This window comes from Pseudidiomarina insulisalsae (assembly GCF_003987065.1).
Classification (GTDB): Bacteria; Pseudomonadota; Gammaproteobacteria; order Enterobacterales; family Alteromonadaceae; genus Pseudidiomarina; species Pseudidiomarina insulisalsae.
In genome coordinates this window covers 56,814-81,252 of sequence record NZ_PIPY01000004.1, presented here as the reverse complement: position 1 = coordinate 81,252, position 24,439 = coordinate 56,814, and the positions used below count along the sequence as shown (strand labels likewise).

At 51.8% G+C, this 24,439-nt stretch carries 18 protein-coding genes; 4 read left to right on the top strand and 14 right to left on the bottom strand.

What is annotated here, in order from left to right:
- Window positions 1-6: 6 nt before the first annotated feature.
- The 10 genes from CWI71_RS04595 to sdhC form a co-directional block, all read right to left on the bottom strand.
- Complete coding sequence (locus CWI71_RS04595; RefSeq protein WP_126754096.1) at window positions 7-321, bottom strand: excalibur calcium-binding domain-containing protein; 315 nt, start codon at window positions 319-321, stop codon at window positions 7-9.
- 94 nt (window positions 322-415) lie between these two features.
- The gene (locus tag CWI71_RS04590; RefSeq protein WP_198678729.1) at window positions 416-1,321 is read right to left on the bottom strand and encodes a DMT family transporter; all 906 of its coding nucleotides are present in this window, start codon (window positions 1,319-1,321) and stop codon (window positions 416-418) included.
- Window positions 1,322-1,382: 61 nt separating this feature from the next.
- A complete protein-coding gene (sucD, locus tag CWI71_RS04585) occupies window positions 1,383-2,255 on the bottom strand; it encodes a succinate--CoA ligase subunit alpha (RefSeq protein ID WP_126754095.1) in 873 nt (290 codons plus the stop codon).
- Window positions 2,255-3,421: an ADP-forming succinate--CoA ligase subunit beta gene (gene sucC, locus CWI71_RS04580; RefSeq protein WP_126754094.1), complete on the bottom strand. Its 1,167-nt coding sequence runs from the start codon at window positions 3,419-3,421 to the stop codon at window positions 2,255-2,257. Before sucC ends, sucD begins: the two co-directional genes overlap by 1 nt.
- A gap of 142 nt (window positions 3,422-3,563) precedes the next feature.
- Window positions 3,564-5,180: a 2-oxoglutarate dehydrogenase complex dihydrolipoyllysine-residue succinyltransferase gene (gene odhB / locus CWI71_RS04575; protein WP_126754093.1), complete on the bottom strand. Its 1,617-nt coding sequence runs from the start codon at window positions 5,178-5,180 to the stop codon at window positions 3,564-3,566.
- Window positions 5,181-5,193: 13 nt separating this feature from the next.
- Entirely contained in the window at window positions 5,194-8,001 is a 2,808-nt protein-coding gene (locus tag CWI71_RS04570) for a 2-oxoglutarate dehydrogenase E1 component (protein ID WP_126754092.1), read from the bottom strand.
- A gap of 101 nt (window positions 8,002-8,102) precedes the next feature.
- Entirely contained in the window at window positions 8,103-8,816 is a 714-nt protein-coding gene (locus CWI71_RS04565; protein WP_126754091.1) for a succinate dehydrogenase iron-sulfur subunit, read from the bottom strand.
- A gap of 15 nt (window positions 8,817-8,831) precedes the next feature.
- Window positions 8,832-10,598 carry a succinate dehydrogenase flavoprotein subunit gene (gene sdhA, locus CWI71_RS04560; RefSeq protein WP_126754090.1) on the bottom strand — a complete coding sequence of 589 codons (1,767 nt, stop codon included), beginning with the start codon at window positions 10,596-10,598 and terminating at the stop codon, window positions 8,832-8,834.
- Window positions 10,599-10,955, bottom strand: coding sequence for a succinate dehydrogenase, hydrophobic membrane anchor protein (gene sdhD, locus CWI71_RS04555; RefSeq protein WP_126754089.1), 357 nt, complete (start codon window positions 10,953-10,955; stop codon window positions 10,599-10,601).
- The gene (sdhC, locus tag CWI71_RS04550) at window positions 10,949-11,323 is read right to left on the bottom strand and encodes a succinate dehydrogenase cytochrome b556 subunit (protein WP_126754088.1); all 375 of its coding nucleotides are present in this window, start codon (window positions 11,321-11,323) and stop codon (window positions 10,949-10,951) included. Before sdhC ends, sdhD begins: the two co-directional genes overlap by 7 nt.
- 443 nt (window positions 11,324-11,766) lie before the next feature.
- On the opposite strand from sdhC, the gene CWI71_RS04545 reads away from it, so the two are divergent.
- The 4 genes from CWI71_RS04545 to CWI71_RS04530 all read left to right on the top strand — a co-directional run bounded on the left by CWI71_RS04545 (window position 11,767) and on the right by CWI71_RS04530 (window position 20,731).
- Entirely contained in the window at window positions 11,767-13,047 is a 1,281-nt protein-coding gene (locus tag CWI71_RS04545; protein WP_126754087.1) for a citrate synthase, read from the top strand.
- A 279-nt stretch (window positions 13,048-13,326) separates the two neighbouring features.
- Window positions 13,327-14,421 (top strand): efflux RND transporter periplasmic adaptor subunit, encoded by a 1,095-nt coding sequence (locus tag CWI71_RS04540; protein WP_157981055.1) that lies wholly within the window; start codon window positions 13,327-13,329, stop codon window positions 14,419-14,421.
- The gene (locus CWI71_RS04535) at window positions 14,418-17,672 is read left to right on the top strand and encodes an efflux RND transporter permease subunit (RefSeq protein WP_126754085.1); all 3,255 of its coding nucleotides are present in this window, start codon (window positions 14,418-14,420) and stop codon (window positions 17,670-17,672) included. The genes CWI71_RS04540 and CWI71_RS04535 overlap by 4 nt, the downstream gene beginning before the upstream one ends.
- Window positions 17,669-20,731, top strand: coding sequence for an efflux RND transporter permease subunit (locus CWI71_RS04530; RefSeq protein WP_126754084.1), 3,063 nt, complete (start codon window positions 17,669-17,671; stop codon window positions 20,729-20,731). Before CWI71_RS04535 ends, CWI71_RS04530 begins: the two co-directional genes overlap by 4 nt.
- On the opposite strand, the gene kdsB is transcribed toward CWI71_RS04530, so the two are convergent.
- From kdsB to msbA, 4 genes are read right to left on the bottom strand one after another with little or no spacing between them, the layout of a single operon-like run.
- Window positions 20,714-21,472 carry a 3-deoxy-manno-octulosonate cytidylyltransferase gene (gene kdsB / locus CWI71_RS04525; RefSeq protein ID WP_126754083.1) on the bottom strand — a complete coding sequence of 253 codons (759 nt, stop codon included), beginning with the start codon at window positions 21,470-21,472 and terminating at the stop codon, window positions 20,714-20,716. The two genes, CWI71_RS04530 and kdsB, sit on opposite strands and share 18 nt — an antisense overlap.
- Window positions 21,469-21,666 carry a Trm112 family protein gene (locus CWI71_RS04520; protein WP_126754082.1) on the bottom strand — a complete coding sequence of 66 codons (198 nt, stop codon included), beginning with the start codon at window positions 21,664-21,666 and terminating at the stop codon, window positions 21,469-21,471. Before CWI71_RS04520 ends, kdsB begins: the two co-directional genes overlap by 4 nt.
- Window positions 21,656-22,663, bottom strand: a complete 1,008-nt coding sequence (gene lpxK, locus CWI71_RS04515; RefSeq protein ID WP_126754081.1) for a tetraacyldisaccharide 4'-kinase — start codon at window positions 22,661-22,663, stop codon at window positions 21,656-21,658. Before lpxK ends, CWI71_RS04520 begins: the two co-directional genes overlap by 11 nt.
- A complete protein-coding gene (gene msbA, locus CWI71_RS04510; RefSeq protein WP_126754080.1) occupies window positions 22,663-24,414 on the bottom strand; it encodes a lipid A export permease/ATP-binding protein MsbA in 1,752 nt (583 codons plus the stop codon). Before msbA ends, lpxK begins: the two co-directional genes overlap by 1 nt.
- Window positions 24,415-24,439 lie beyond the last annotated feature (25 nt).

The window sequence follows — 24,439 nt, the reverse complement described above, 5'->3', positions numbered from 1 at the left end:
TGAGTGTTAGTTTTGCCCGGCGGTAAGATTTTCTTCGGGCGGAAAGTCTTCCTCACAGGGAATACCATTGGCATTATCGTCCAGCTGTGTTTCCGGGCAATTACTTAAAAAGAATAAAGCTTCTTCGGCAGAGCGCATTTCATGACAAAACCGCCGACCGTCACAACGAAACCGCGGATCATGTTTAAACACCGCGCCTTGTACCCCCTGTACAATTTCCTTAATCAGCCCGCGCTCTTCGCCCCGCTGCTCTGCCTGTTTGTTAAGATGGTAGTTCCAGGCAGCCAGCGCTAAGATAGCGAGCAAAATCCACTTTTTCATTGGTGTGTCCCCGTCGCGACAACTTTAGTGTGGTAGTCACTGTTCAGGAAATAGCCTAGCGCATTATAAGAATTTGTAAAAGGATGAATTCTAGTTAATTAATATGTTTTGTTTTAGTTGCGTCAATCTTTTTTTCCCGCCGCAGAATTACCAGCAAAATGCCGCTTAAAATCACGCCGCATGCGATCACGAAGCGCTGAGTTATCGGCTCTGCTACAAAAATAATACCGCCACAAGCAGCAAGAACTGGCACAGCTAACTGGGCAACAGCTGCGCTACTCACCCTTAAGTGCGGTAAAACTTTAAACCAGATCGCATAGCCGACTGCTGAAGTTAATGCGCCTGAGGCTACCGCGAGTGCCAGCGGCGGCCAGCTCAGGGGCTCACTCAGAAAGATAAGTGGCAGCAACGGTAAACTTAATAAAGCGGCACGGGCGAAGTGAATAAACGTATCGGTAAGTGGCGTCGACGCGCCACGTCCAACCGTGCTATACGCCCCCCAGGCAACGCCGGCGATCATCATTAACAGCACCGCAGTGCCGCTAAAAGGCGTAGCTAATTGCGGCGCAATCAGATAACCAAAGCCTGCCAGCGCCATAATAATACCCAGCAACTCAATCGCGCTATAGCGCATGCCGCGCCAGGCGCCAATAAGTAACATGCTCAACTGCACGCAGGTAAAAAGCACTAAGGCTCCCACTCCCGTCGCCAGCTCAATATAGGCAAAGGCGAAAGCGTAGGCATAAACAGCTAACCACAGCGCGCCCCACCATGAAAGTCCGGCACGCAGCGGCATCGACGCCCGCATTCTGGCAGACTGCCCTCTTATCAGAAAGAACAGCACCGCCGCGCCGCTTAACAGCCTGATGAGGGTAAAGCTCGCCGGCGCCATTTCGTATTCAGCCAAAGCCCAGCGGCACAGCACTGAATTGCCGGCAAACGCACACAGCGCCAATAGCGTTAGTACAGCTTTACTTATGATCATTCTGACAATCGCCATAAAAAAGGCACCGACGTTGCCGAAGGTGCCTTTGTACTTTACTTTTTAACCAGCGCGTGGCTTACCAGCCGGTTTTCTCGCGCAGTGCTTTACCGATATCGGCAAGGCTACGGACGGTTTTCACGCCAGCGGCTTCAAGGGCAGCGAACTTCTCGTCCGCAGTACCTTTACCACCAGAGATGATAGCGCCCGCGTGACCCATACGCTTACCCGGAGGAGCCGTTACACCAGCGATGTAAGACACCACTGGTTTGGTCACGTTGTTTTTGATGTATTCAGCAGCTTCTTCTTCTGCGGTACCACCGATCTCACCGATCATGACGATTGCTTCGGTCGCTGGATCTTTTTCAAACATTTCCAGAATGTCGATGAAGTTAGAACCAGGGATCGGGTCACCACCGATACCAACACAGGTCGACTGGCCGAAGCCTTCGTCAGTGGTTTGCTTCACCGCTTCATAGGTAAGGGTACCTGAACGTGAAACGATACCGACTTTACCCGCTTTATGGATGTGACCTGGCATGATGCCGATTTTGCACTCGTCTGGAGTAATCACGCCCGGGCAGTTAGGACCGATCATGCGCACGCCTTTGTGCGTCAGGTATTCTTTCACATACAGCATATCCAGCGTTGGGATACCTTCAGTGATACAAACGATCAGTTCGATACCTGCGTCAGCAGCTTCAATGATTGAGTCTTTACAGAAAGGTGCTGGTACGTAGATAACAGATGCAGTTGCACCCGTTTCTTCAACCGCTTCACGCACAGTGTTAAACACTGGCAGGCCCAGATGCGTCTGACCGCCTTTACCTGGCGTTACACCACCGACCATTTGCGTACCGTACGCGATAGCTTGCTCAGAGTGGAACGTACCCTGACCACCAGTGAAACCCTGGCAGATAACTTTGGTGTTTTTATCGATCAAGATAGACATTATTGACCTCCTGCCGCAGCAACCACTTTATCAGCAGCGTCAGATAAGCTCTCTGCTGCGATGATGTTCAGGCCACTTTCTGCTAATTTCTGACGACCTAAGTCTGCGTTGTTACCTTCCAGGCGAACAACTACAGGAACTTTAACGCCTACTTCTTCAACTGCACCCATGATGCCTTCTGCGATCATGTCACAACGTACGATACCGCCGAAGATATTTACTAATACGGCTTGTACTGCGTCATCCGACAGGATGATTTTGAATGCTTCAGTAACACGCTCTTTGGTAGCGCCGCCACCAACATCCAGGAAGTTCGCCGGCTGACCGCCTGCAAGCTTAACGATGTCCATGGTACCCATGGCCAGCCCCGCGCCGTTAACCATACAGCCGATGTTGCCGTCCAGCGCTACGTAGTTCAGTTCCCACTTCGCCGCTTGCGCTTCACGCTCGTCTTCTTGTGACGGGTCATGCATTTCGCGGATTTTTGGCTGACGGTACAGCGCGTTGCTGTCGATATTGATCTTACCGTCCAGACAGTGCAGGTTGCCTTGCTCAGTGATGACCAACGGGTTGATCTCGAGCAGTGCGAAGTCGTACTGTTCGAACATTTTCGCAAGACCCAGGAAAATCTTGGTGAACTGCTTCACCTGGTCTGGGTTCAGACCTAATTTGAAGCCCAGCTCACGACCCTGGAACGGCTGTGCACCGACCGTCGGATCAACAACTGCTTTCAGAATTTTTTCAGGTGTTTCTTCAGCGACTTTCTCGATTTCAACACCACCTTCGGTTGACGCCATGAACACGATCTTACGTGTAGCACGGTCAACAACTGCGCCTAAGTACAGTTCTGAAGCGATATCAGTCAGGCTCTCAACCAAAATTTTCGCAACCGGCTGACCGTTCGCGTCCGTTTGGTAAGTGACCAGGTTCTTACCTAACCAGTTGCTGGCAAAGTCACGTACTTCGTCAAGGCTGGAAACAAGTTTTACACCGCCCGCTTTACCACGGCCACCGGCGTGAACTTGTGCTTTAACCACCCAACGCTCACCGCCAATCTTCTTGGCAGCTTCAACGGCTTCGTCAGCAGTGTCTACTGCGTAGCCTTCAGATACTGGCAAACCGAACTCTTTAAAGAGTTGTTTGGCCTGATACTCATGCAAATTCATGATGATCTTCCGATTCGTTTGAACAACAAAAGCAGCCTAATGCTGCTTACCCGAAAATTTCGCGCATATTTTACAGTTTTGCGCGCAAAAAAGACAGCCGCATGTGTATGTCCACAGAATGCAACATGCGGCCTTACTCCGCTTAGATGTCCAGCAACAAGCGTTGTGGATCTTCTAATAACTCTTTAATGGTGACCAGGAAGCCCACCGACTCTTTACCGTCGATAATGCGATGGTCATACGACAGAGCCAAGTACATCATTGGCAGAATTTCAACCTTACCGTCGACCGCCATTGGGCGATCCTGAATTTTATGCATACCCAGAATCGCGCTCTGCGGTGGGTTCAGGATAGGTGTTGACAGCAATGAACCAAATACACCACCGTTGGTAATGGTGAAGTTACCACCTTGCATGTCGTCCATGGTCAACTTGCCGTCACGGCCTTTAATCGCCAGGTCACGGATACCATTTTCAATTTCAGCAATGCTCATCTTGTCGGTGTCACGCAGTACCGGGGTCACCAGGCCACGTGGCGTTGACACTGCAATGCTGATATCAAAGTAGTTGTGATAAACGATGTCATCACCGTCAATCGATGCATTCACTTCAGGGAAGCGTTTCAGTGCTTCAGTCACGGCTTTAACATAGAAGCCCATAAAGCCAAGACGCGTGTCATGACGCTTCTCAAACTCATCCTTATACTTAGAACGCAAGTCCATGATCGGCTTCATGTTGACTTCGTTAAATGTGGTCAGCATCGCCGTCGCATTTTTCGCTTCCAGCAGGCGCTTAGCAATGGTCTTACGCAAACGTGTCATAGGAACGCGTTTCTGATCACGGTCGCCTGCGGCAGCTGGTGCGCTGCTTTCGGTTTTAGCAGCAGAAGAATCTTTCTTGCCACCCTCTTTCACGTGCTTCTCTACGTCTTCTTTGGTCACACGACCGCCTTTACCGGTGCCCTTCACGTCCGCTACTTTCAGGTTATGCTCGGCAAGCAAGCGACGTACGGCTGGACCCACGACTTCTTTATCACTGTCGTCGCTATCGCCGCTGTCGTCCTCTTTTGCTTGCGACTTGTCTGCTGATTTATCATCAGCAGAGCTGTCTTTGCCTTCACCACCCGCTTCAACGATACCGATGACGTCATCAGCACCTACAGTGGCACCTTCGTCCTGCTTAATTTCAGCAAGTACGCCATCAGCCGGAGCAACAACTTCAAGTACCACTTTGTCGGTTTCGATATCGACCAGGTTCTGATCACGCGAGACCTTTTCACCCGCTTTCACATGCCAGGTCGCGATGGTGGCGTCCGCCACTGACTCAGGCAGTTGCGGTACTTTAACTTCATGCTTTTCGCCTGAACCTGACTTGCTTTCTTTTTTGTCTGATTTATCTGACTTCTCAGACTTTTTGTCATCAGATTTTTTGTCGTCTGACTTCTTGTCGTCTGACTTCTTGTCGTCTGACTTATCAGATTTATCTTTCGACGCTTTGTCATCAGAGCCGTCGCCTTTGCCATCGCCTTTTTCCAGCTTACCGATGACTTCTTCAGCGCCGACCGTGGTGCCTTCGTCAGCGACGATGTCGCCCATGACACCGTCTTCCGGTGCAGTGACTTCTAACACTACTTTGTCGGTTTCAATATCGACCAGATTTTGATCGCGTGACACTTTGTCACCTGGTTTGACGTGCCAGGTAGCGACTGTTGCGTCAGCAACAGATTCAGGGAGTTGTGGAACTTTAATATCAATAGCCATGGTCAATTATCACCTATTTAATGGTTAGCGCGTCATCGACTAATTTTTGCTGTTGTTTGTTGTGCTCAGAGAGGTAACCAACGGCCGGAGCCGCTGATGCTTCCCGGCCCGCATAAACCAGGTTAGCGCCCTTCGGAATTGCCGCCCAGAAGTGATGCTGGCTGCTGTACCATGCACCCTGGTTCTGTGGCTCTTCCTGACACCAGACAAAATCCTTCACGTGCTTATAATCTTTTAAGATTTCAGCCACTTCATCTGCCGGGAATGGATACAACTGTTCAATGCGAATAATCGCCACGTCTTGCAGCTCTCGCTCACGACGCTCTTTTAACAAGTCGTAATAAACTTTGCCCGAGCAGAATACCACGCGTTTAACTTTTTTCGCTTCTAAAGAATCGATTTCGCCAATCGCGTTTTGGAACACACCGTCGGTCAACTCATCCAGTTCCGAAACTGCCAACGGATGACGTAACAGTGATTTTGGCGTCATAACAATCAGCGGCCGGCGAACCGGACGCAGGTGTTGGCGCCGTAACATATGGAATACCTGAGCAGGTGTCGTGGGTACACACACCGACCAGTTATGATCCGCGGAAAGCTGCAAGAAGCGCTCCAATCGCGCCGAGCTATGCTCAGGACCCTGACCTTCATAACCATGCGGCAACAACAGGGTTAAACCACATAAACGGCCCCATTTTTGCTCGCCGGAGCTCAGGAACTGGTCAATCACCACCTGCGCACCATTAACGAAGTCACCGAACTGCGCTTCCCACAAGACTAAAGCGTTCGGCTCTGCGGTTGCGTAGCCGTACTCAAACGCCACCACGCCCTCTTCGGACAGTACCGAGTCATAAATCTCGATCGGCCCCTGCCCCTCGCGAATATTATTCAGCGGCATGTAGGTCGAAGCGTCTTTCTGGTTGTGCAGTACCGCATGACGGTGGAAGAAAGTACCACGGCCACTGTCCTGCCCGGTCAGACGAATGCGTACGCCCTGATCGACCAGCGAAGCATAAGCCAGCGTCTCAGCAAAGCCCCAGTCGGCCTTCTTTTCGCCCTTCGCCATTTTCATGCGTTCGTCGTAGACTTTCTTCACCCGCGAGTGCAATTTGTGGTCGTCAGGAATACTGCTCATCTTCACACCCAGCTCTTCTAACTGGGTCTTACTGATTTTTGCGTCGTATTCCACGTCCCACTCGTTACCGACGTATTGAGACCAGTCACTCGAGTGCGACTTCATTTCACGCCATTCGTCGACCACGATCTCACCCTGATCAAGCAGGTCGCGATAATTATCCACCAGCTTGTCTTCAAGGTCTTTATCAACAACGCCAGCATCGGCCAGACGCTTCGCGTAAATACTACGCGCCACCGAATGCTTTTTCACTTTCGCATACATTAACGGTTGGGTCGCGCTTGGTTCGTCTGCCTCGTTATGGCCGTGACGACGGTAGCAGACCAGGTCAATCATGACATCGCGTTTGAATTCGTTGCGGAAATCAATCGCCAGCTGGGTCACAAATACCACGGCTTCAGGGTCATCAGCATTCACGTGGAAAATCGGTGCCTGCACCATCTTGGCGATGTCAGTACAGTACTGCGTTGAACGCGTGTCTTCGCGCTTCGAGGTGGTAAAGCCAACCTGGTTGTTCACCACAATACGAATGGAGCCACCACACTGGAACGCACGCGTCTGCGACATATTGAAGGTTTCTTGCACCACGCCCTGGCCGGCAATCGCCGAATCACCGTGGATGGTAATCGGCAGCACTTTTGAGCCATCTTTATCACCCAGACGGTCCATACGCGCACGCACGGAACCCATTACTACCGGGTTGACGATCTCAAGGTGGGATGGGTTGAATGCCAGCGCGAGGTGAACGTCGCCACCCGGGGTCGCAAAATCAGACGAGAAGCCCATATGGTACTTCACATCGCCTGAGCCCTTGCCCTGGCCATGTTTCCCGGCAAATTCGTCGAACAAGTCCTGCGGTTTCTTACCCAGTACGTTCACCAGCACGTTCAGACGGCCACGGTGAGCCATACCAATCACGGCTTCTTTGGTGCCCTGTTCGCCAGCGCGGCTAATCAGCGCCTTAAGCATCGGAATCAGACTGTCGCCGCCCTCAAGGGAGAAGCGCTTCGCACCCGGGAATTTTGAGCCAAGATATTTTTCCAGGCCATCTGCGGCAACCAATTCTTTCAGAATTTTCTTTTGCTGCTCGCTCTTAAACTCCGGGCGACCACGCATGCCTTCAAGGCGCTGCTGAATCCAACGTTTTTCTTCGGTCGAGACGATGTGCATGTACTCAGCACCAATCGACTCACAATAAATCTGTTCCAGAAGCTTGTGAATTTCACCCAGCTTCATGGTCTCCTGGCCAACAGCCAGAGAGCCGACATTGAATTCTTTGTCGTAGTCGTCTTTGGAAAGCTCGTGATGCTCCAGCGTTAAGTCCGGAACTTCTTCTTGCTTCCATAAATCGAGCGGATCCAGGTTCGCATGTTGATGACCACGGAAACGGTAAGCGTTGATCATTTGTAACACGCGCACTTGCTGTTGATCCGGTGCGCCGCTGACCACGGTTCCAGCTTGCTTCAGCTTGTCTTTGGCAAGCTTGCGGAACTGCTCACGAATTTCACTGTGCTTGGTGTCCTGGCCGCTACCTTCACGCGGCAACTGGTCGAAAAACTCGCGCCATTCATCACCAACAGCAGTAGGATCGTCGAGATAAACTTCAAATAGCTCCTCGACATAAGCCATGTTACCACCAGCCAGGTGGGAGGATTCTAGCCAGGCTTGCATTACGCCATCTTGCATCGCTGTTCCTTCACACTCGTTTTATAAAAAAATAGCCATCCAAGCTGGATGGCTATTTCGATACAGCTCGGCCACTACTATAGCAAATCAACGCGATTAGACTAAATCGCGCGACTCAATAGCATGGATTTGATGTGTCCAATAGCCTTTGTCGGGTTCAGCCCTTTCGGACAAACACTGACGCAGTTCATAATACCGTGGCAACGGAACACACTGAATGCGTCATCAAGGTCACCAAGTCGCTCCTCTGTTGCCGTGTCACGGCTATCGATAAGGAACCGATAGGCTTGCAGCAGACCTGCAGGACCAATGAACTTTTCCGGGTTCCACCAGAATGACGGACATGAGGTTGAGCAGCATGCACAAAGGATACATTCGTACAGACCGTCTAACTTAGCACGCTCTTCCGGTGACTGCAGACGCTCACGCGCAGGTGGCGTTTTGTCGTCATTAATCAGATACGGCTTGATTTTCTCGTACTGCTGATAGAACTGCGTCATATCAACAATCAAGTCACGAATGACCGGTAAGCCAGGTAGTGGGCGAATCACGATTTTGTTGCCCTTAAGAGCAGACATTGGGGTGATACATGCCAGACCATTTTTACCATTCATGTTCAAACCGTCAGAACCACACACACCTTCACGGCATGAGCGACGGAATGCTAACGTAGGATCCTGCTCTTTAAGTTTAAGCAGCAGATCCAGCACCATCATGTCCTGGCCGTCCTCAACTTCGAGGGCGTAGTCCTTCATGTAAGGTGCGTTATCAACATCCGGGTTGTAACGATAAACTGAAATAACTAACTTCTTCATCGTTGTCACCTAACCTTAGTAAGTCCGCGCTTTTGGCGGGAATGCTTCACGCAGTTTCGGCTGCATATTCACTTCACGTTTTACCATGTCTTCTTTTTCCGGACGGTAAACGCTATGTACCAGCCAGTTATCATCATCACGGTCCGGATAGTCAGCACGGCTATGGGCGCCGCGGCTCTCGGTACGGAAGATAGCCGATACTGCGGTCGAATAGGCAGTTTCCATCAGGTTATCAAGTTCCAGGCACTCGATACGCTGGGTATTAAATTCGGCACTATTGTCATCAAGGCGGGCATTTTTCAGGCGTTCGCGGATTTCTTTCAGCTCCGCCAAACCTTCATTCATTGCTTCACCTTCACGGAAGACCGAGAAGTTCATTTGCATGCACTTCTGCAGGTCTTTCTTGATTTGTACCGGATCTTCACCCTGCTTGGTATTTTCCCAGCGATTGACGCGAGCCAGACCCGCATCGATATCATCCTGACTAGCTTCGCGTGCTTCAGTGTTCGCTGCCAGTGCTTCACCCAGGTGCAGACCGGTCGCGCGGCCAAAGACCACGAGATCAAGCAGTGAGTTACCACCCAGGCGGTTCGCGCCGTGTACTGATACACAAGCAATCTCACCACAGGCAAACAAGCCCTGAATCGGCGTCGCTTTACCTTCGGCGTCAATTTGTAACGCCTGGCCGTTCACATCTGTAGGAATACCACCCATCATATAGTGACAGGTTGGAATCACTGGAATTGGCTCTTCGGCCGGATCCACGTGAGCAAAAGTTTTCGCCAGGTCACAAACGCCCGGCAGACGGCTTTCTAAAACGTCACGGCCTAAATGGTCCAGCTTCAGTTTCAGGTGCGGTCCCCAGGGACCTTCACAGCCACGACCTTCGCGGATCTCAGTCATCATTGAGCGTGCCACGACATCACGTGAGGCAAGGTCTTTGGCATTTGGTGCGTAACGCTCCATGAAGCGTTCGCCGTCTTTATTTAACAGGTAACCACCTTCACCACGGCAACCTTCGGTCACCAGGGTACCGGCGCCGGCAATACCGGTTGGGTGGAACTGCCACATTTCCATGTCCTGCATAGGAACGCCAGCACGCAGCGCCATACCAACACCGTCACCGGTGTTAATGTGAGCGTTGGTGGTTGAGGCATAGATACGACCCGCGCCACCTGTCGCCAGCACGACGGCTTTGGCTTTGACATAGAAAACTTCGCCGGTTTCAATATTGAGGGTGGTCACACCGACCACTGCGCCGTCCTGGTTTTTCACCAGATCAAGCGCATACCACTCAGAAAAAACCGTGGTCTTGTTCTTTACGTTTTGCTGATAGAGCAAATGCAGCAAAGCGTGACCAGTACGGTCAGCAGCCGCAGCGGTACGCGCTGCCTGCTCGCCACCAAAGGCTTTTGACTGACCGCCAAACGGACGCTGATAGACTTTGCCGTTTTCAAAACGCGAGAATGGCAGACCCATGTTTTCCAGTTCTAAAATAGCTTCCGGACCGGTTTTACACATGTACTCGATGGCATCCTGGTCACCGATATAGTCCGAACCTTTGACGGTATCGAACATGTGCCATTCCCAGTTATCTTCGTGGGCGTTACCCAAGGCAACGGTAATACCACCCTGTGCTGACACTGTGTGCGAGCGGGTCGGGAAAACTTTAGACATCAGCGCACAGCTCATGCCTGATTCTGAAATTTGCAATGCCGCGCGCATACCTGCGCCACCGGCACCAATGACTACTGCATCAAATTCGAGTGTTTGTACGCTCACTTACACACCCTCCACAGGCCACACTACCAGCAGGCCGGCGAACCAGCACACGATAAGCATGACGCATACAACGAATTGAATGAAAGCTCGTAAACCCGACCGTTTAATGTAGTCAGTAAGAACCTGCCAGATACCGATCCAGCCGTGAATTAACACAGAGGTCAGAGCTAACATGGTGAAAATTTTCATGCCAAGACCGGCGAACAGGTTCGTCCACACGGCATAATTAACGGTTTCCGCAGAAACCAGGAAACTCACCATGAAAATGGCGTACAACGCCAGAATAATTGCCGATGCGCGTAGCAGAACGTAATCTGTAGTGCCGCTACGGCCAAATGTTGTAGCTACTTTTACCATAACCATACCCCTGCTAAGACTGAAAGCACGATCGTCAGCACAAAGGTAATTTGTGCACTGATACGGCCGGAATTAAGCTCTTCGAAATAACCTAAATCCATACACATATGACGAATACCGGCTAATAAGTGGTAGCTTAAGGCGGTCAGGATGCCCCAGGCGATAAACTTAGCAATGAAGCTGGTGAACAGGTCGTGCACCATTGCAAAGCCCTCGGCTGACTGCAGTGAAACAGCTAGCGCCCAGACCAGTAATGCCACGGAGATCAGCGTAATAACGCCTGAAACCCGATGCAGAATGGAACTGATGGCTGCAGCTGGAAAGCTGATAGTTGTAAGTTCTAAATTTACAGGTCTTTGTTTTTTCACGATTGTTGTGCCTTTTGGAAAAGCATTGTTAACATGCTCGGAACTTCAAACATCCTCGTTGCAGAGGACCCTGTGAGATCGCCGCCAAAGTATATAAGCCATGACTATGAATTACAATTCTCTGGCGCCGACTTTCCAAGAAAAACGTGTTTTTTTTCGGTTTAGATCAACAGACTCCAAACTCGAACTTGATGCAACACTACCTTAGTCGTATACACACTTTCGGGGTTTCACCGTATAAACAAAACAACTTGCATGATAAGTGTGCGGATCTGTCATCCAAATGCCATACTTATGCGTAACAATGAAACTTTTATCTGGCGTTAGCTGGGTCGTACTGCCGCAATTAAACACCCGTTTGAATTGACATTGGTGGTTAAGATCAAGTAAATTCTAGCGCTCTTTTTTAGTGATGAAGCAGATTAAAGCAAGGAGATTTCCTTATGGCTGATCGTAAAGCCACCCTGCAGATTGACGGCCAATCCATTGAATTACCAGTGTTATCTGGTACAGCCGGCTATGATGTAGTTGACGTGCGTACTTTAGGAAAACACGGGTACTTTACCTTTGACCCTGGCTTCTTAGCCACAGGTTCATGTGAATCAAAAATCACCTACATTGATGGTGAGAAAGGCATCCTTCTGCACCGCGGATATCCAATTGATCAGCTGGCTACGCAAGCAGATTATCTCGAAGTATGTTACATGCTGCTCCACGGTGAAGCGCCAAATAAATCGCAATACCGGGACTTTAAAACCACCATAACTAAACACACCATGGTGCATCAGGGCCTGCACAACTTCTTTAACGGCTTCCGCCGCGACGCGCACCCGATGGCAATGCTGTGCGCGGTGACCGGTGCCCTGTCGTCGTTCTACCATGATGACCTTGATATTCATGACGAAAAGCAGCGTCTGCGCAGCGCGTATCGCTTAATCGCGAAAATGCCGACCATTGCAGCAATGGCTTACAAATTCAGTATCGGCCAGCCGTTCGTTTACCCGAAAAACGATCTGTCCTACTCAGAGAACTTCCTCAACATGATGTTCTCGGTACCGGCTGAGGACTACAAAGTAAACCCGGTCATCGCCAAAGCAATGGACCGCATCTTCACTTTGCATGCTGATCACGAGCAGAACGCCTCCACCTCAACCGTTCGTCTGGCGGGCTCTTCAGGTGCCAACCCATACGCATGTATTGCCGCAGGTGTCGCTTCACTTTGGGGCCCGGCGCACGGTGGTGCCAACGAAGCCTGTTTGCGCATGCTGAAAGAGATTGGCTCGGTCGACAATATTCCACGCTACATTGAAAAAGCGAAGGACAAGGACGACCCGTTCCGTCTGATGGGCTTTGGTCACCGCGTTTATAAGAACTTCGACCCGCGTGCTACGGTGATGCGTGAAAGTGCGCACGAAGTACTGAAAGAACTGAACATTGACGATCCGTTGCTTGATGTTGCAATGGAACTTGAGCGTATCGCGTTGGAAGACGACTACTTCGTTGAGAAGAAGCTGTACCCGAACGTAGACTTCTATTCCGGTATTATTCTGAAAGCGATTGGTATCCCAACCAATATGTTTACTGTCATTTTTGCCCTGTCGCGTACCGTTGGCTGGATTTCGCACTGGCACGAAATGATGGGTGAAGCTAACCAGAAGATTGGTCGTCCGCGTCAGCTTTATACTGGCGAAGCGCAGCGCGAATTCAAACCGCTGAGCGACTAATAGCGAATTACGCTAATTATTGGTAAAAAGCACGCTTCGGCGTGCTTTTTTTATATCCGAAAAAGTTGTTTCTTACCTCTCTGAGCCACTCGCCTCATCCATGACCACATCCCGATAAACCGCTTGTTGGCTGACGTTACTGCCCTGCTCTTCAATTTGTTTTTAGTTTTGGCACAGTCCCTGCATAAACCTTCTTAAAGTCTGCTTCGTCGTAATAAGTAGCCGTGGGGGCTGCGAGCTGTTACGCCGATGCGAAAAATAACAACTGGGGTGTTTAAGATGAATACGACATTAGGTTCTAAAACAAGCTTTGCCGGCTTGGCTGCTTTAATTCTGACTTCAAGTCTGTTGCTAAACGGTTGCGGTCAGGCCGGCGCCTCAAATCAAGCAGAAAGCAAAGAAGAAGTAGCGGTACGCATTCCGGTCGCCACACAGACCGTTGAACGCAGTGCTATTACTTCGAGCTTTCGCACTACGGCGACCCTGGAAGCACGTGAAGAAACCGACGTAATCAGTAAAGCCAACGGCATTGTTGAAGCGATTTTTGCTGAAGAAGGTGAATGGGTTGAAGCCGGTCAGTTACTGGCGAAGTTACGCGATGATGAGTATCGCATTCAGTTGGCACAGGCCGAGGCTGAGCTGAACAGCATCAAGCAAGAACTTAAGCGCGTCAAAGATATGGCCGAGCGTGACATGATCAGCGCCGACGCTTACGACAAACTTAAATTTCAGGCCGACTTACTGCAAGCACGCTATGACATGGCGAAGCTGAACCTGGCTGAAACTGAGATTCGCGCGCCAATTGCCGGCTTTATAGCGAACCGCTATGCCAAAACCGGGAATATGATCAGTCAGTATCAGCCACAAAAGTTATTCCATATTGTTGCGCTGGACGAACTGCAAGGTAACGTCTACCTGCCTGAGCGCGAGTTACAGTTTGTCCGGGCGGGACAAATGGCCGAATTAAAGGTGAGTGCCCTTGGCGAGCGCACGGTGATGGCACAAGTGGCGCGTATCAGCCCGGTGGTCGACACCGAGTCAGGCACCTTTAAAGTGGTACTGAGTGTGCCCAACCCTGAAATGGCATTAAAAGCCGGTATGTTCGCGCATGTGAAATTACATTATGCGACCCATGACGATGCCATTACCGTGCCCCGCTACGCGGTGCAAAGCCTCGATGGTAAACACAGCGTTTTTACTGTTGATAGCGAAGGCGTGGCGCACAAGGTCGATGTGACACTGGGTTTTGAAGATGAAACGCATGTAGAGATTGTCAACGGCGTGACTGCTGGCGAGCAGTTAGTTATCAGTGGTCAGGCGAACCTGAAAGATGCTGCCTTGGTTGAAGTTATCGAGAGCGAGCAGCAATCATGAGTCTGGCGAAATTAGCTGTACGGCGACCGGTCACGGTCGCTATGTTTACGCTGGCGGTGTTGTTGTTCGGAATGGTGTCATTAGGACGTATTCCTGTGACCTTGCTGCCCGATTTATCCTACCCCACGCTGACTGTGCGTACTGACTACCCCGGTGGTGCGCCCAGTGAGGTTGAACAGCTGGTCAGCAAACCAATTGAAGAAGCCTTAGGCACGGTGAAAGGCGTGCGTCGCATCGAATCGATTTCCCGTGCTGGTCAAAGCGATGTATTACTTGAGTTTGCCTGGGGCTCTGACATGGACATGGCAAGTCTCGACGTGCGCGAAAAAATGGATCTGGTTCCCCTGCCGCTTGATCTTGAAAAGCCCGCGCTACTGCGCTTTAACCCGGCTGAGGAACCCATTTTCCGCCTGGCGCTTGGTTATGCTGAGCTCAGCAACCCCAATGTGACCGAACTTAAGCGCTTACGCACCTTTGCCGACGAAGAACTAAAACGCCATCTGGAGAGCGTTGAAGGCGTCGCCTCAGTACGCTTAGGCGGTGGTCTGGAAGACGAAATTCAGGTGCTGGTCGATGAACAAAAAGCGACCCAGTTAAAAGTTCCCATGAGTCTTATCATGAGCCGTCTGAAAGAGGAAAATATTAACCTTTCCGGCGGTCGTCTGGAGGCCCAGCGCGCTGAATATCTGGTGCGTACGATCAATCAGTTCAGCAGCCTGGACGATATCCGCTCTATCTATATTGCCACCCGTAATGGTCGCCCGATTTTATTAAGCGATCTGGCCGAGGTCCGTAATAGCTATCAGGAACGTGACTCCATTAGCCGCATTAGTGGGCGTGAGGCGGTGGAAGTCTCGCTCTATAGAGAAGGTGGCGCGAATACCGTTCAGGTATCGAAAGCGATTCAGAGTCATCTCGCCTATCTGCAACAGCGCGAGGTGATTCCGCCGCAGTTTGAAATCACGCCTATTTCAGATCAGGCGGTATTTATTGAAGCAGCGATTGCTGAAGTAAGAGATGCAGCCATTGTCGGTGGTCTGCTGGCGATGGTCATTATCTATCTGTTCCTGCAGCGACTTTGGCCAACGGTGATTATCTCACTGGCAATTCCGGTGTCGATTATCGCCACCTTTAACCTGATGCATGGCTATCAGATTTCACTGAACATGATGTCACTGGGTGGTATTGCGTTAGCGGTGGGTATGCTGGTGGATAATGCCATTGTGGTGCTCGAGAATATTGCCCGTCACCGCGAGCAAAGCGACGCCGCAACCGCCGCTGAACAAGGCACCAGTGAAGTCACCGGCGCCATTGTCGCCTCGACGCTGACCACCATGGCGGTATTTTTTCCGCTGGTCTTCGTCGAAGGCCTCGCCGGTCAGCTGTTTGCTGATCAGGCGTTGACAGTTACTTTCTCTTTACTGGCCTCATTGTTGGTGGCGCTCACGCTGATCCCGATGCTGTCAGCCAAACAGAAAACCGCAGACGCAGCTATTACTGCGCGGCAACACTTCCCTGCCGCGCAACAACGCAGCGGCTGGCGCTTCTGGTTAATGACGCCGATATTACTGATATTTCGCTGGCTACCGCTGGCCATAGTTAGCATCATAGTGGCACTCTGGCGCAGCCTGGCAAAAACCCTTGGCCTGCTGATGCGGCCCGTTCTGCGCGGCTTTGACTGGAGCTATCAACGCCTGGCGAACACCTATCAAAAACTGCTACAGCTCGCCCTGGCCCATGCCCGGCTGACGCTGGCAAGCATCGTCCTCGTTGCCGCCGCCTGCTATGCGCTGGTGCCGCTATTACCGGTGAGCTTGTTGCCAAGTATGGCGCAAGGTGAATTCTACGTTGAAGTGGAACTACAACCGGGCGCCACCATTCAGGAAACCGACGCTGTACTTAACGGTTTGGCGCAGCACCTTGAGCGTCATCCGCAGCTTGCCGCAAAAGTGAAACAAGCTTACAGCATTGCTGGCACCGGCAGTCTGCTGAACGCGGCGCCCGGCCAAAATGGCAATCAGTGGGGCCGTTTTAATGTGGTGATGACGGATGCCAGCGACGTCTTTGCCGAGCAACAGGTGCAAAGCTACCTGCGCGACTACGTACAGCGTCTGCCCGGCGTCAGCGTTAAGTTTGGTCGCCCTGAGTTATTCAGCTTCAGCAGTCCGATGGCAATTGAGATCAGAGGTTATGACATCGACCAGTTGCAACAGTCAGCGCTTAAAGTGGCCGCAGCTTTGGCTGAAGATAGCCGCTTTACCGATATCCGTACCAATATGACGGAAGGCCAGCCGGAAATCGCCATTTTCTTCGACCATGCGCGCCTGGCACAGTACGGGCTGACGAGTTCGGCGGTGTCAGAGTTATTAGCGACCAAGATCGGTGGCCGGGTTGCCACGCAGTTTAGTTTACAGGATCGTAAAATCGATATTCTGGTGCGTAGTCAGCAACAAGATCGTGATTCCCTGCGTGATTTGCAACAGATGGTCGTCAACCCCGGTGCTGAGCGTGAAATTCCGTTGCAGGCCGTGGCCGAGATCCGTCAGATTATCGGACCCAGCGAAATCACGCGCATTGATCAGGAGCGTACCGCGGTGATCAGTGCCAACCTTGCATTTGGTGACCTGGGCGCAGCTGTTATCGCGGCTGAACAGGCGCTGGCCGATGTGCAGCTACCCTTAACGGTAGATGCTGAGATTGCCGGTCAGAATGAAGAAATGCAGCAGTCCTTTAAATCGTTGCAAATGGCACTGATGTTGGCCGTCTTTTTGGTCTATTTAATTATGGCGTCGCAATTTGAATCCTTGCTTCATCCATTCTTTATTCTGTTCAGCGTGCCCTTAGCCGGTGCGGGATCGGTACTGGGTTTATACCTATTGAACACTGAGCTGAGTGTTATCGTCTTTATCGGCTTAATTATGTTAGCCGGTATTGTGGTGAACAACGCCATTGTTCTGGTCGATCGTATCAATCAATTACGCGCCCTTGGCGCCAGTCGTTATGACGCGGTTTTCCAGGCCGCGCAGCAACGATTACGGCCGATTCTGATGACCATGTTTACCACGGTGCTGGGCCTGTTACCTCTGGCACTGGGCTTAGGTGAAGGCGCAGAAATCCGATCACCGATGGCGATCAGTGTCATCGCCGGCTTGCTGTTCTCGACGTTACTGACACTGCTGTTTATTCCGTGTCTGTACTTGCTGATTGACCGCAAACAGGTAACCACCGTCGCAGAGGAGTCAAAAGCATGAGCGCGGCCGAAATCGGAGCAAGTCTGGCACGCCTGGCCCTCAGACGTCCGGTGACCATCTGTATGTTGTTTCTGTCCATGCTATTGCTTGGCGCGATCAGCTCGCGGCTACTGCCACTGGAGAAGTTTCCGGGCATTGAAATTCCGGAGATGGTGGTGAGTGTCCAATACCCTAATTCCACCCCGGCAGAAGTCGAGCGGCTGATCACCCGACCGTTGGAAGAGGCGCTGGCAACCATCCCTAATATTAAGCGGATGCGTTCCTTCTCCAGCGGTGATCGTGCCGAAGTCGTCCTGCAATTTGAATGGGATGAAGACATTAACGCGAAAAGCATTGAAGCACGGGAAAAAGTCGATGGTATCAAGCACCTGCTGCCCGATGATGTCGATCGGGTACAGGTAATGCAGTTCAACACTGAAGATATGCCGGTATTTCAGTTGCGTATTTCCAGTCAACGGGATCTGAATAACGCTTATGACTTACTGGATCGCAGCCTGCGGCGGCCGATTGAGCGCGTTGAAGGGGTCTCGCAGGTCACTTTATATGGGGTTGAGAAGCAGCAGGTTGTCATTCGTCTCGATCAGCAACGCCTGCTCCAGCATCAGCTTAATGCTGCCGATATTACCGCGCGCTTGCGTGCGGCAAATTTCTCGCTGACCGCGGGTTACATCGAAAATGCCAATGAGCGGATTCTGGTCAACCCGGTCGGTGAGTTCCAGAGCGAATACGAAATTCGTCAGTTTCCTGTTACCCCGACATTAAAGCTAGGAGACATTGCCACGGTACAACGTGAAATGCCGCGTAAAACGGATGGCCGCCATCTGGATCAAACCTATGCCATTGGAATGGATGTCTTTAAAGAGTCCTCCGCTAATCTGGTTGAGGTTTCTGAGCGGGTCATGCGCGTCGTCGAAGAAATCCGTCAGGACCCACAGTTTGACGGCATCAACCTGTTTATCATGGACGACACCGCGAACAGCGTCAAAACCTCACTGCATGACCTGCTGATGGCGGGTCTGATCGGGGCGCTACTATCGTTTATCGTGCTCTATCTGTTTTTACGCAATATTGTCACCACCCTGGTAGTGGTGCTATCGGTTCCCATCGCCATCTGTATTGCGCTGGGTGGCATGTACTTTTTGGGTTACTCGCTCAATGTGCTGTCGTTGATGGGACTGATGCTCTCGATCGGTATGCTGGTAGATAATGCGGTGGTGATCACCGAAAGTATTCAGTACGAAGTCGAGCAAGGGGCTAGTAAAGAACAAGCAACGCTGCAGGGGGTGGGCAACGTGTCACTGGCGGTACTGGCCGGGACCCTGACTACCGCTATTGTCTTTTTGCCTAACATCTTTGGCAAAAAAATTGATATCACGATTTTCCTGGAGCATACCGCCGTTGCAATTTGTCTGTCACTGATTGCCTCACTGCTCATCGCACAAACGCTGATTCCGTTACTGGCAAGCAAGTTGACCCACGTCATGGGACGTAAACAACAGCAACAGCGCCCCTCGCGCTACCGCGCTTGCCTGCAATGGACCTGGCGACACCCGCGTTGGACCGGTCTGTTCGCACTGCTGATACTGGCAAGTATCGTGGTACCTATGGGTGCGGTAAGTGGTGACCAGGAACCTCAGGGCTTTAATGACCGGCTGTTTATTAACTACAATCTGCATCAACAGTACAGCCTGAAGGAAGTTGAAGACGAGGTTTCACGGCTTGAAGACTTTCTCTATGCCAATACAGAAGACTTTTATATTGATGCGGTTTACAGCTATTACACGCCAAACTATGCCGTCTCAACAGTGCTATTACAGCCCGAACGGCCAGTTAAAATGAGTGCGTTGATGGATGACATGCGTACCCGTTTCCCGAAAATGCTACGCAGTGAGCCACAGTTTGGCTGGGGTGGTGGCGGTGAAGGCGTGCGCATCACGCTTAACGGTCAATCCACTGAAGTGCTTCAGCAACTGGCGCAGCGTTTCATTCCTCTTTTGAGTTCAATTGAGGGGCTGAACGATGTGCGCAGCGAAACCGAAGCTGGCCAGTATGAGTACCTGATTCAGATTGACCGCGAGCGTGTCCATCGTCTGGGATTAAGCTCAGCTGCAGTGGCCCAGCAGGTTGCCACCGCCCTGCGCGGCCAGCGCCTGCGCTCATTCCGGGGCGACCCGACCGGCGAAGTACCTTTGCGCGTGGCCTTTGATAAAGATCTGGAAAGCTCGCTGGAGGCCTTACAAAACCTGCCCATCAGTCAGGTAGATGGTCGTGTGGTGCCGCTCGCGGCAGTGGCAGATTTTCGCATTGAACCACGGCTGGGAACCATTCGTCGCCTCGATCGCCGCACCTCGCTGGCTATCCAGGCCAACCTTGATAACGAACTGCTGACGGTTTCAGAAGCGCGTAAGCAAATTACCGTCTTACTTGATCAGGTCACCCTGCCCGATGGCTATACCTGGTCGTTAGATGGTAGCTTCCAACGCCAGCAAGAAGCAGAGAATGTAATGCTGATTAATACATTGCTCGCAGTCGTGATGATTTACATCGTCATGGCGGCCTTATTTGAGTCGGTACTGTTGCCGACCGCGGTCATCAGCTCACTGCTGTTCTCCATTGTCGGCGTGTTCTGGGCGCTGATGCTTACCGGTCAGGGGATGTCCATTATGGCGATGATCGGTATTTTGATACTGATGGGGATTGTGGTGAACAACGGTATTGTACTGGTGGATCGGATTAATCAGTTGCTGGCTGACGGTAAATCACTTGAAGAAGCGGTCATCGAAGGCAGCGTCAGCCGGTTGCGACCGATTTTAATGACGGTGGCGACCACGGTACTGGGGCTGGTCCCGCTGGCGTTTGGCACCACCCAGATTGGCGGTGACGGGCCTCCTTACGCGCCAATGGCGATTGCTATCATTGGCGGGCTATTGTTGTCGACTCTGACCAGTTTGTTCCTGGTTCCCTATGTCTATGCTCGCTTATTGTGGTGGCGTGAACGCTGGCACGCGCTGACCGCGCGTGCCAGAATGACGGTCACGCGTTTAGGACTCAGTAAGTAACTGTTGGTTCGCGCGCTCAAGGTCGGCTGGTGTGTCAATGCCAGCCGGCGGATTGGCGATGGCTTCGGCGACGTGAATACGCTCGCCGTACCAGAGCACGCGTAACTGCTCAAGCGACTCAATAGCCTCCAACGGGCTTGGCTCCCACTCCACGTAACGCCAGACGAAACCGGCGCGATAGGCATAAATGCCGATGTGGCGTTTATACGCCGCGCGGGCGCCGAGCTTGTCATCATTCAGAGCATCACGCTCATACGGAATAGGAGCCCGGGAGAAATACAGCGCATAGCCATTCGCGTCGGTAACCACCTTCACCGCATTTGGATTCATGACCTCTTCGAGGTTACTGATCGGCACCGCCAGGGTCGCCATATGCGCGGCACGCTGATTCATTAAGTTATCCGCCACCTGACGAATAATCTCTGGTGGAATAAAAGGCTCGTCCCCCTGCACATTAACGACCACCTGATCATCGGCAATCGCCAGATAATCAATGACCTCGGCAATCCGCTCAGTACCTGACTGATGGTGCTGCGCAGTCATCATGGCGCGACCACCGAACGCCTCCACCGCATCGACGATGCGCTGGTCATCAGTGGCGACAATCACCTCAGCGGCACCCGCTGCGGCGGCGCGTTCGTAAACCCGCTGAATCATTGACTTATTCCCGATCATGGCAAGCGGCTTACCAGGCAGACGACTCGAGGCATAACGTGCGGGTATAATTACAGTAAAACTCATTTGGGTAGTTGCTCCAGATCTGTGGCGCTTAACTCTCGCGCCTCGCTGCTGAGTAAATAGGGAATGTTGTCACGAACCGGGTAAGCCAGACGATCACCACGGCAAATCAGCTCTGCGGTGGCGGCATGCCACACCAGCCGCCCTTTGCACAAAGGGCAAACCACCAGCGCCAACGTTCGTTCATCAAGTGTCATTTGTGAACCTCGCAATAGCAGCATCAAGTTGTTGCCAGAAGGCATCAGGAAGCTCTGCTTCCACCGGTAAATAATAGCAGTGTTGTGGGGCAAAACCATGCCACTTGGTAGCGTCTTTCTCGGTCATCAACACCACTTCATAGTCTGCCACTTGCTTCACATCTGCTTCATTAAATGCGTAGTGATCAGCATACGCACGGGTCGCAAACGCGCGTGACGTCACTGTGGCAACGGTATCAAAAAAGCGCTGTGGATGACCAATGCCGGCCAGCGCCAGTGTTTTCCCTGCGGGTAACTGCGGGCAAGGCTGATCATCACTGACCCGGCGCCAACCCCGCGGTTGCAGTTGCATCTCATAAACAGCGGGGGGACGAACCCCGGGCAGCGTGTCAGGACGTAATTTACCATTGATAATGACCGCATCGACTGATTCGAGCCGCGTTTTGTGCTCGCGCAACGGACCGATGGGCAAACGCCAGCCATTCCCCAGACCACGTGCGGCATCCACCACGGCAATCTCAAACTGCCGGGGCAGCGCATAATGCTGGAGTCCATCATCACTGATGATTACCGTTGTCTCTGGTGCGCTTCGCAAAACTTCCGCCACCGCCGCCAGACGTTGGGGGGCAACTACGACTGGTACGCCGCTACGGCGGGCCAGTAATAATGGCTCGTCGCCACAGACTGCCGCCGATGTCTCCGGCGTCACCCGTAACGGAAATGGACCACTGCCGCCATAGCCACGCGAAATAATCGCTGGCCGCTGGCCCTGCGCCTTAAGATAACGGGTCAGCGCCAGCGTGACTGGTGTTTTTCCCGTCCCACCGACGCTAATATTCCCAACGACAATGACCGGGACCGCTAACTTAGGTAGGTTCTGCGCCTGCAAACGTTTGCGTCGCCATGTACTGATCGCCACAAATAAAGCATGCAGAGGCAATAACAGCCACAACCACGGAGCGACTGATTTACGATACCAGGCGCGGGTAAGAGCCATTAGCCGAGCTCGCCGCTAAATTGCAGACTGTACAGCTGATAGTAAGCACCTTCCTGTTCCAGCAATTGCTGATGGTTGCCACGCTCGATCACCGCGCCGTCCTCCAGCACCAAAATTTCATCCGCCTTCTCAATGGTGGACAAACGATGGGCAATAACAATCGAGGTGCGGTTTTTCTGTAGGGTTTGCAGTGCTGTCTGAATATGCCGTTCCGACTCGGTATCCAGTGCCGAGGTGGCTTCATCCAGGATCAGAATCGGCGCGTCGCGCAGCAACGCGCGGGCAATGGCGATACGCTGCCGCTGACCGCCGGATAGCATGACGCCGTTCTCGCCCACCATGGTATTGAGGCCATTGGGCAGGTTGTCGGTAAATTCAGTCACATAGGCAAGTTCAGCGACTTCACGCAGACGCTCTTGGGTAACCTCGCCGCGCGCGCCGTAAGCGATATTGTTGGCAATGCTGTCATTGAATAAGGTCACATGCTGCGACACCAGTGCGAACTGGCGGCGCAATGACTTCAACTTGTAGTCATAAATATTTGTGTCGTCAAGCTTGATAACGCCCTGTTGCGGGGTATAAAAACGGGCCAGCAAATTCGATATCGTCGACTTGCCACTGCCCGAGCGCCCGACCAACGCCAATGTTTTGCCTGGCGCTACGCGAAAGCTGACATCTTTTAATGCCGGCGACTCGGTAGCATCATAATGAAAGGTGACATGCTCAAAACTGATTTCGCCGCGAGCGCGATCTAGCTGTTTCTTGCCTGAGTCATCTTCCGCTTTTTCATCGAGAATACTGAAAATACTTTGCGCCGCCGCAATCCCGCGCTGAAAATCACTGTTCACTGTAGTCAACTGTTTTAACGGCCGCAGCAGCATAATCATCGCTGTCAGCATGGTGGTAAATGCACCTGCAGTCAGTTGTTCAAGCATTTGCGGATAGCTTGCCAGCACCAGTACCATCGACAGGCTGAATGAAGCAATAAGCTGAATCACAGAGGTACTGAGCGTCTGCGCATTGATCAGCTTCATATTTTGATTACGGGTGATATTGGTGACCGTCTCAAAGCGCTTGGATTCACGCTTCTGCCCTTCGTACATCACTACCACTTTATGGCCATTCAGCATTTGCTCGGCGGTGGTCGTAACATCACCCATGGCGTTCTGGATACGGCTGGAAACTTTACGAAAACGTTTTGATACCACCGCGACAATTTTGGCGATGACCGGACCAATCAACAAAAACACCAGCGACAGCTGCCAACTATGATAAAACATCAGTGCCAGCAGGCCGATCACATAGGCGCCTTCGCGGATCAGGATCAGTACCGCGCGACTGGTCGCCTCAGCAACCTGTTGCGTGGTGTAAGTTACTTTCGACAGCAGGTCACCGGTTGAGTGGCGATCATGAAACGACACCGGTAGTTTGACCATATGGTCAAATAACTGCTGACGCATGGTGGTAACGACCCGAAAGCCGACCCAGTTCAAAAAATAAGTCGAAATGAAGTTAAATAAACCACGCAATACAAATATGACGGGAACAAAAATGGCACCGTATATCAGAATTTTCGGATCGCTATCGGTCAGACCATCATCAATGAGCGTTTGAATTTGTGACAGGAAGAAGGTATCAACCGCCGCGTAGCCGAGCATGCCCACGATCGAAAAGAAAAAGGCAGCACGATAAGGTTTGATGTAGCCCATCAGGCGGCGAAATGTTTTTTGTTTTACTGTCTCTGCACTCATGCATTAGCTTCTAATGGTAAATCAT

Coding starts and splice junctions, on each gene's coding strand:
- CWI71_RS04595 (WP_126754096.1), bottom strand. CDS start 321: ATGAAAAAGTGGATTTTGCTCGCTATCTTAGCGCTGGCTGCCTGGAAC.
- CWI71_RS04590 (WP_198678729.1), bottom strand. CDS start 1,321: ATGGCGATTGTCAGAATGATCATAAGTAAAGCTGTACTAACGCTATTG.
- sucD (WP_126754095.1), bottom strand. CDS start 2,255: ATGTCTATCTTGATCGATAAAAACACCAAAGTTATCTGCCAGGGTTTC.
- sucC (WP_126754094.1), bottom strand. CDS start 3,421: ATGAATTTGCATGAGTATCAGGCCAAACAACTCTTTAAAGAGTTCGGT.
- odhB (WP_126754093.1), bottom strand. CDS start 5,180: ATGGCTATTGATATTAAAGTTCCACAACTCCCTGAATCTGTTGCTGAC.
- CWI71_RS04570 (WP_126754092.1), bottom strand. CDS start 8,001: ATGCAAGATGGCGTAATGCAAGCCTGGCTAGAATCCTCCCACCTGGCT.
- CWI71_RS04565 (WP_126754091.1), bottom strand. CDS start 8,816: ATGAAGAAGTTAGTTATTTCAGTTTATCGTTACAACCCGGATGTTGAT.
- sdhD (WP_126754089.1), bottom strand. CDS start 10,955: ATGGTAAAAGTAGCTACAACATTTGGCCGTAGCGGCACTACAGATTAC.
- CWI71_RS04545 (WP_126754087.1), top strand. CDS start 11,767: ATGGCTGATCGTAAAGCCACCCTGCAGATTGACGGCCAATCCATTGAA.
- CWI71_RS04540 (WP_157981055.1), top strand. CDS start 13,327: ATGAATACGACATTAGGTTCTAAAACAAGCTTTGCCGGCTTGGCTGCT.
- CWI71_RS04535 (WP_126754085.1), top strand. CDS start 14,418: ATGAGTCTGGCGAAATTAGCTGTACGGCGACCGGTCACGGTCGCTATG.
- CWI71_RS04530 (WP_126754084.1), top strand. CDS start 17,669: ATGAGCGCGGCCGAAATCGGAGCAAGTCTGGCACGCCTGGCCCTCAGA.
- kdsB (WP_126754083.1), bottom strand. CDS start 21,472: ATGAGTTTTACTGTAATTATACCCGCACGTTATGCCTCGAGTCGTCTG.
- CWI71_RS04520 (WP_126754082.1), bottom strand. CDS start 21,666: ATGACACTTGATGAACGAACGTTGGCGCTGGTGGTTTGCCCTTTGTGC.
- lpxK (WP_126754081.1), bottom strand. CDS start 22,663: ATGGCTCTTACCCGCGCCTGGTATCGTAAATCAGTCGCTCCGTGGTTG.
- msbA (WP_126754080.1), bottom strand. CDS start 24,414: ATGAGTGCAGAGACAGTAAAACAAAAAACATTTCGCCGCCTGATGGGC.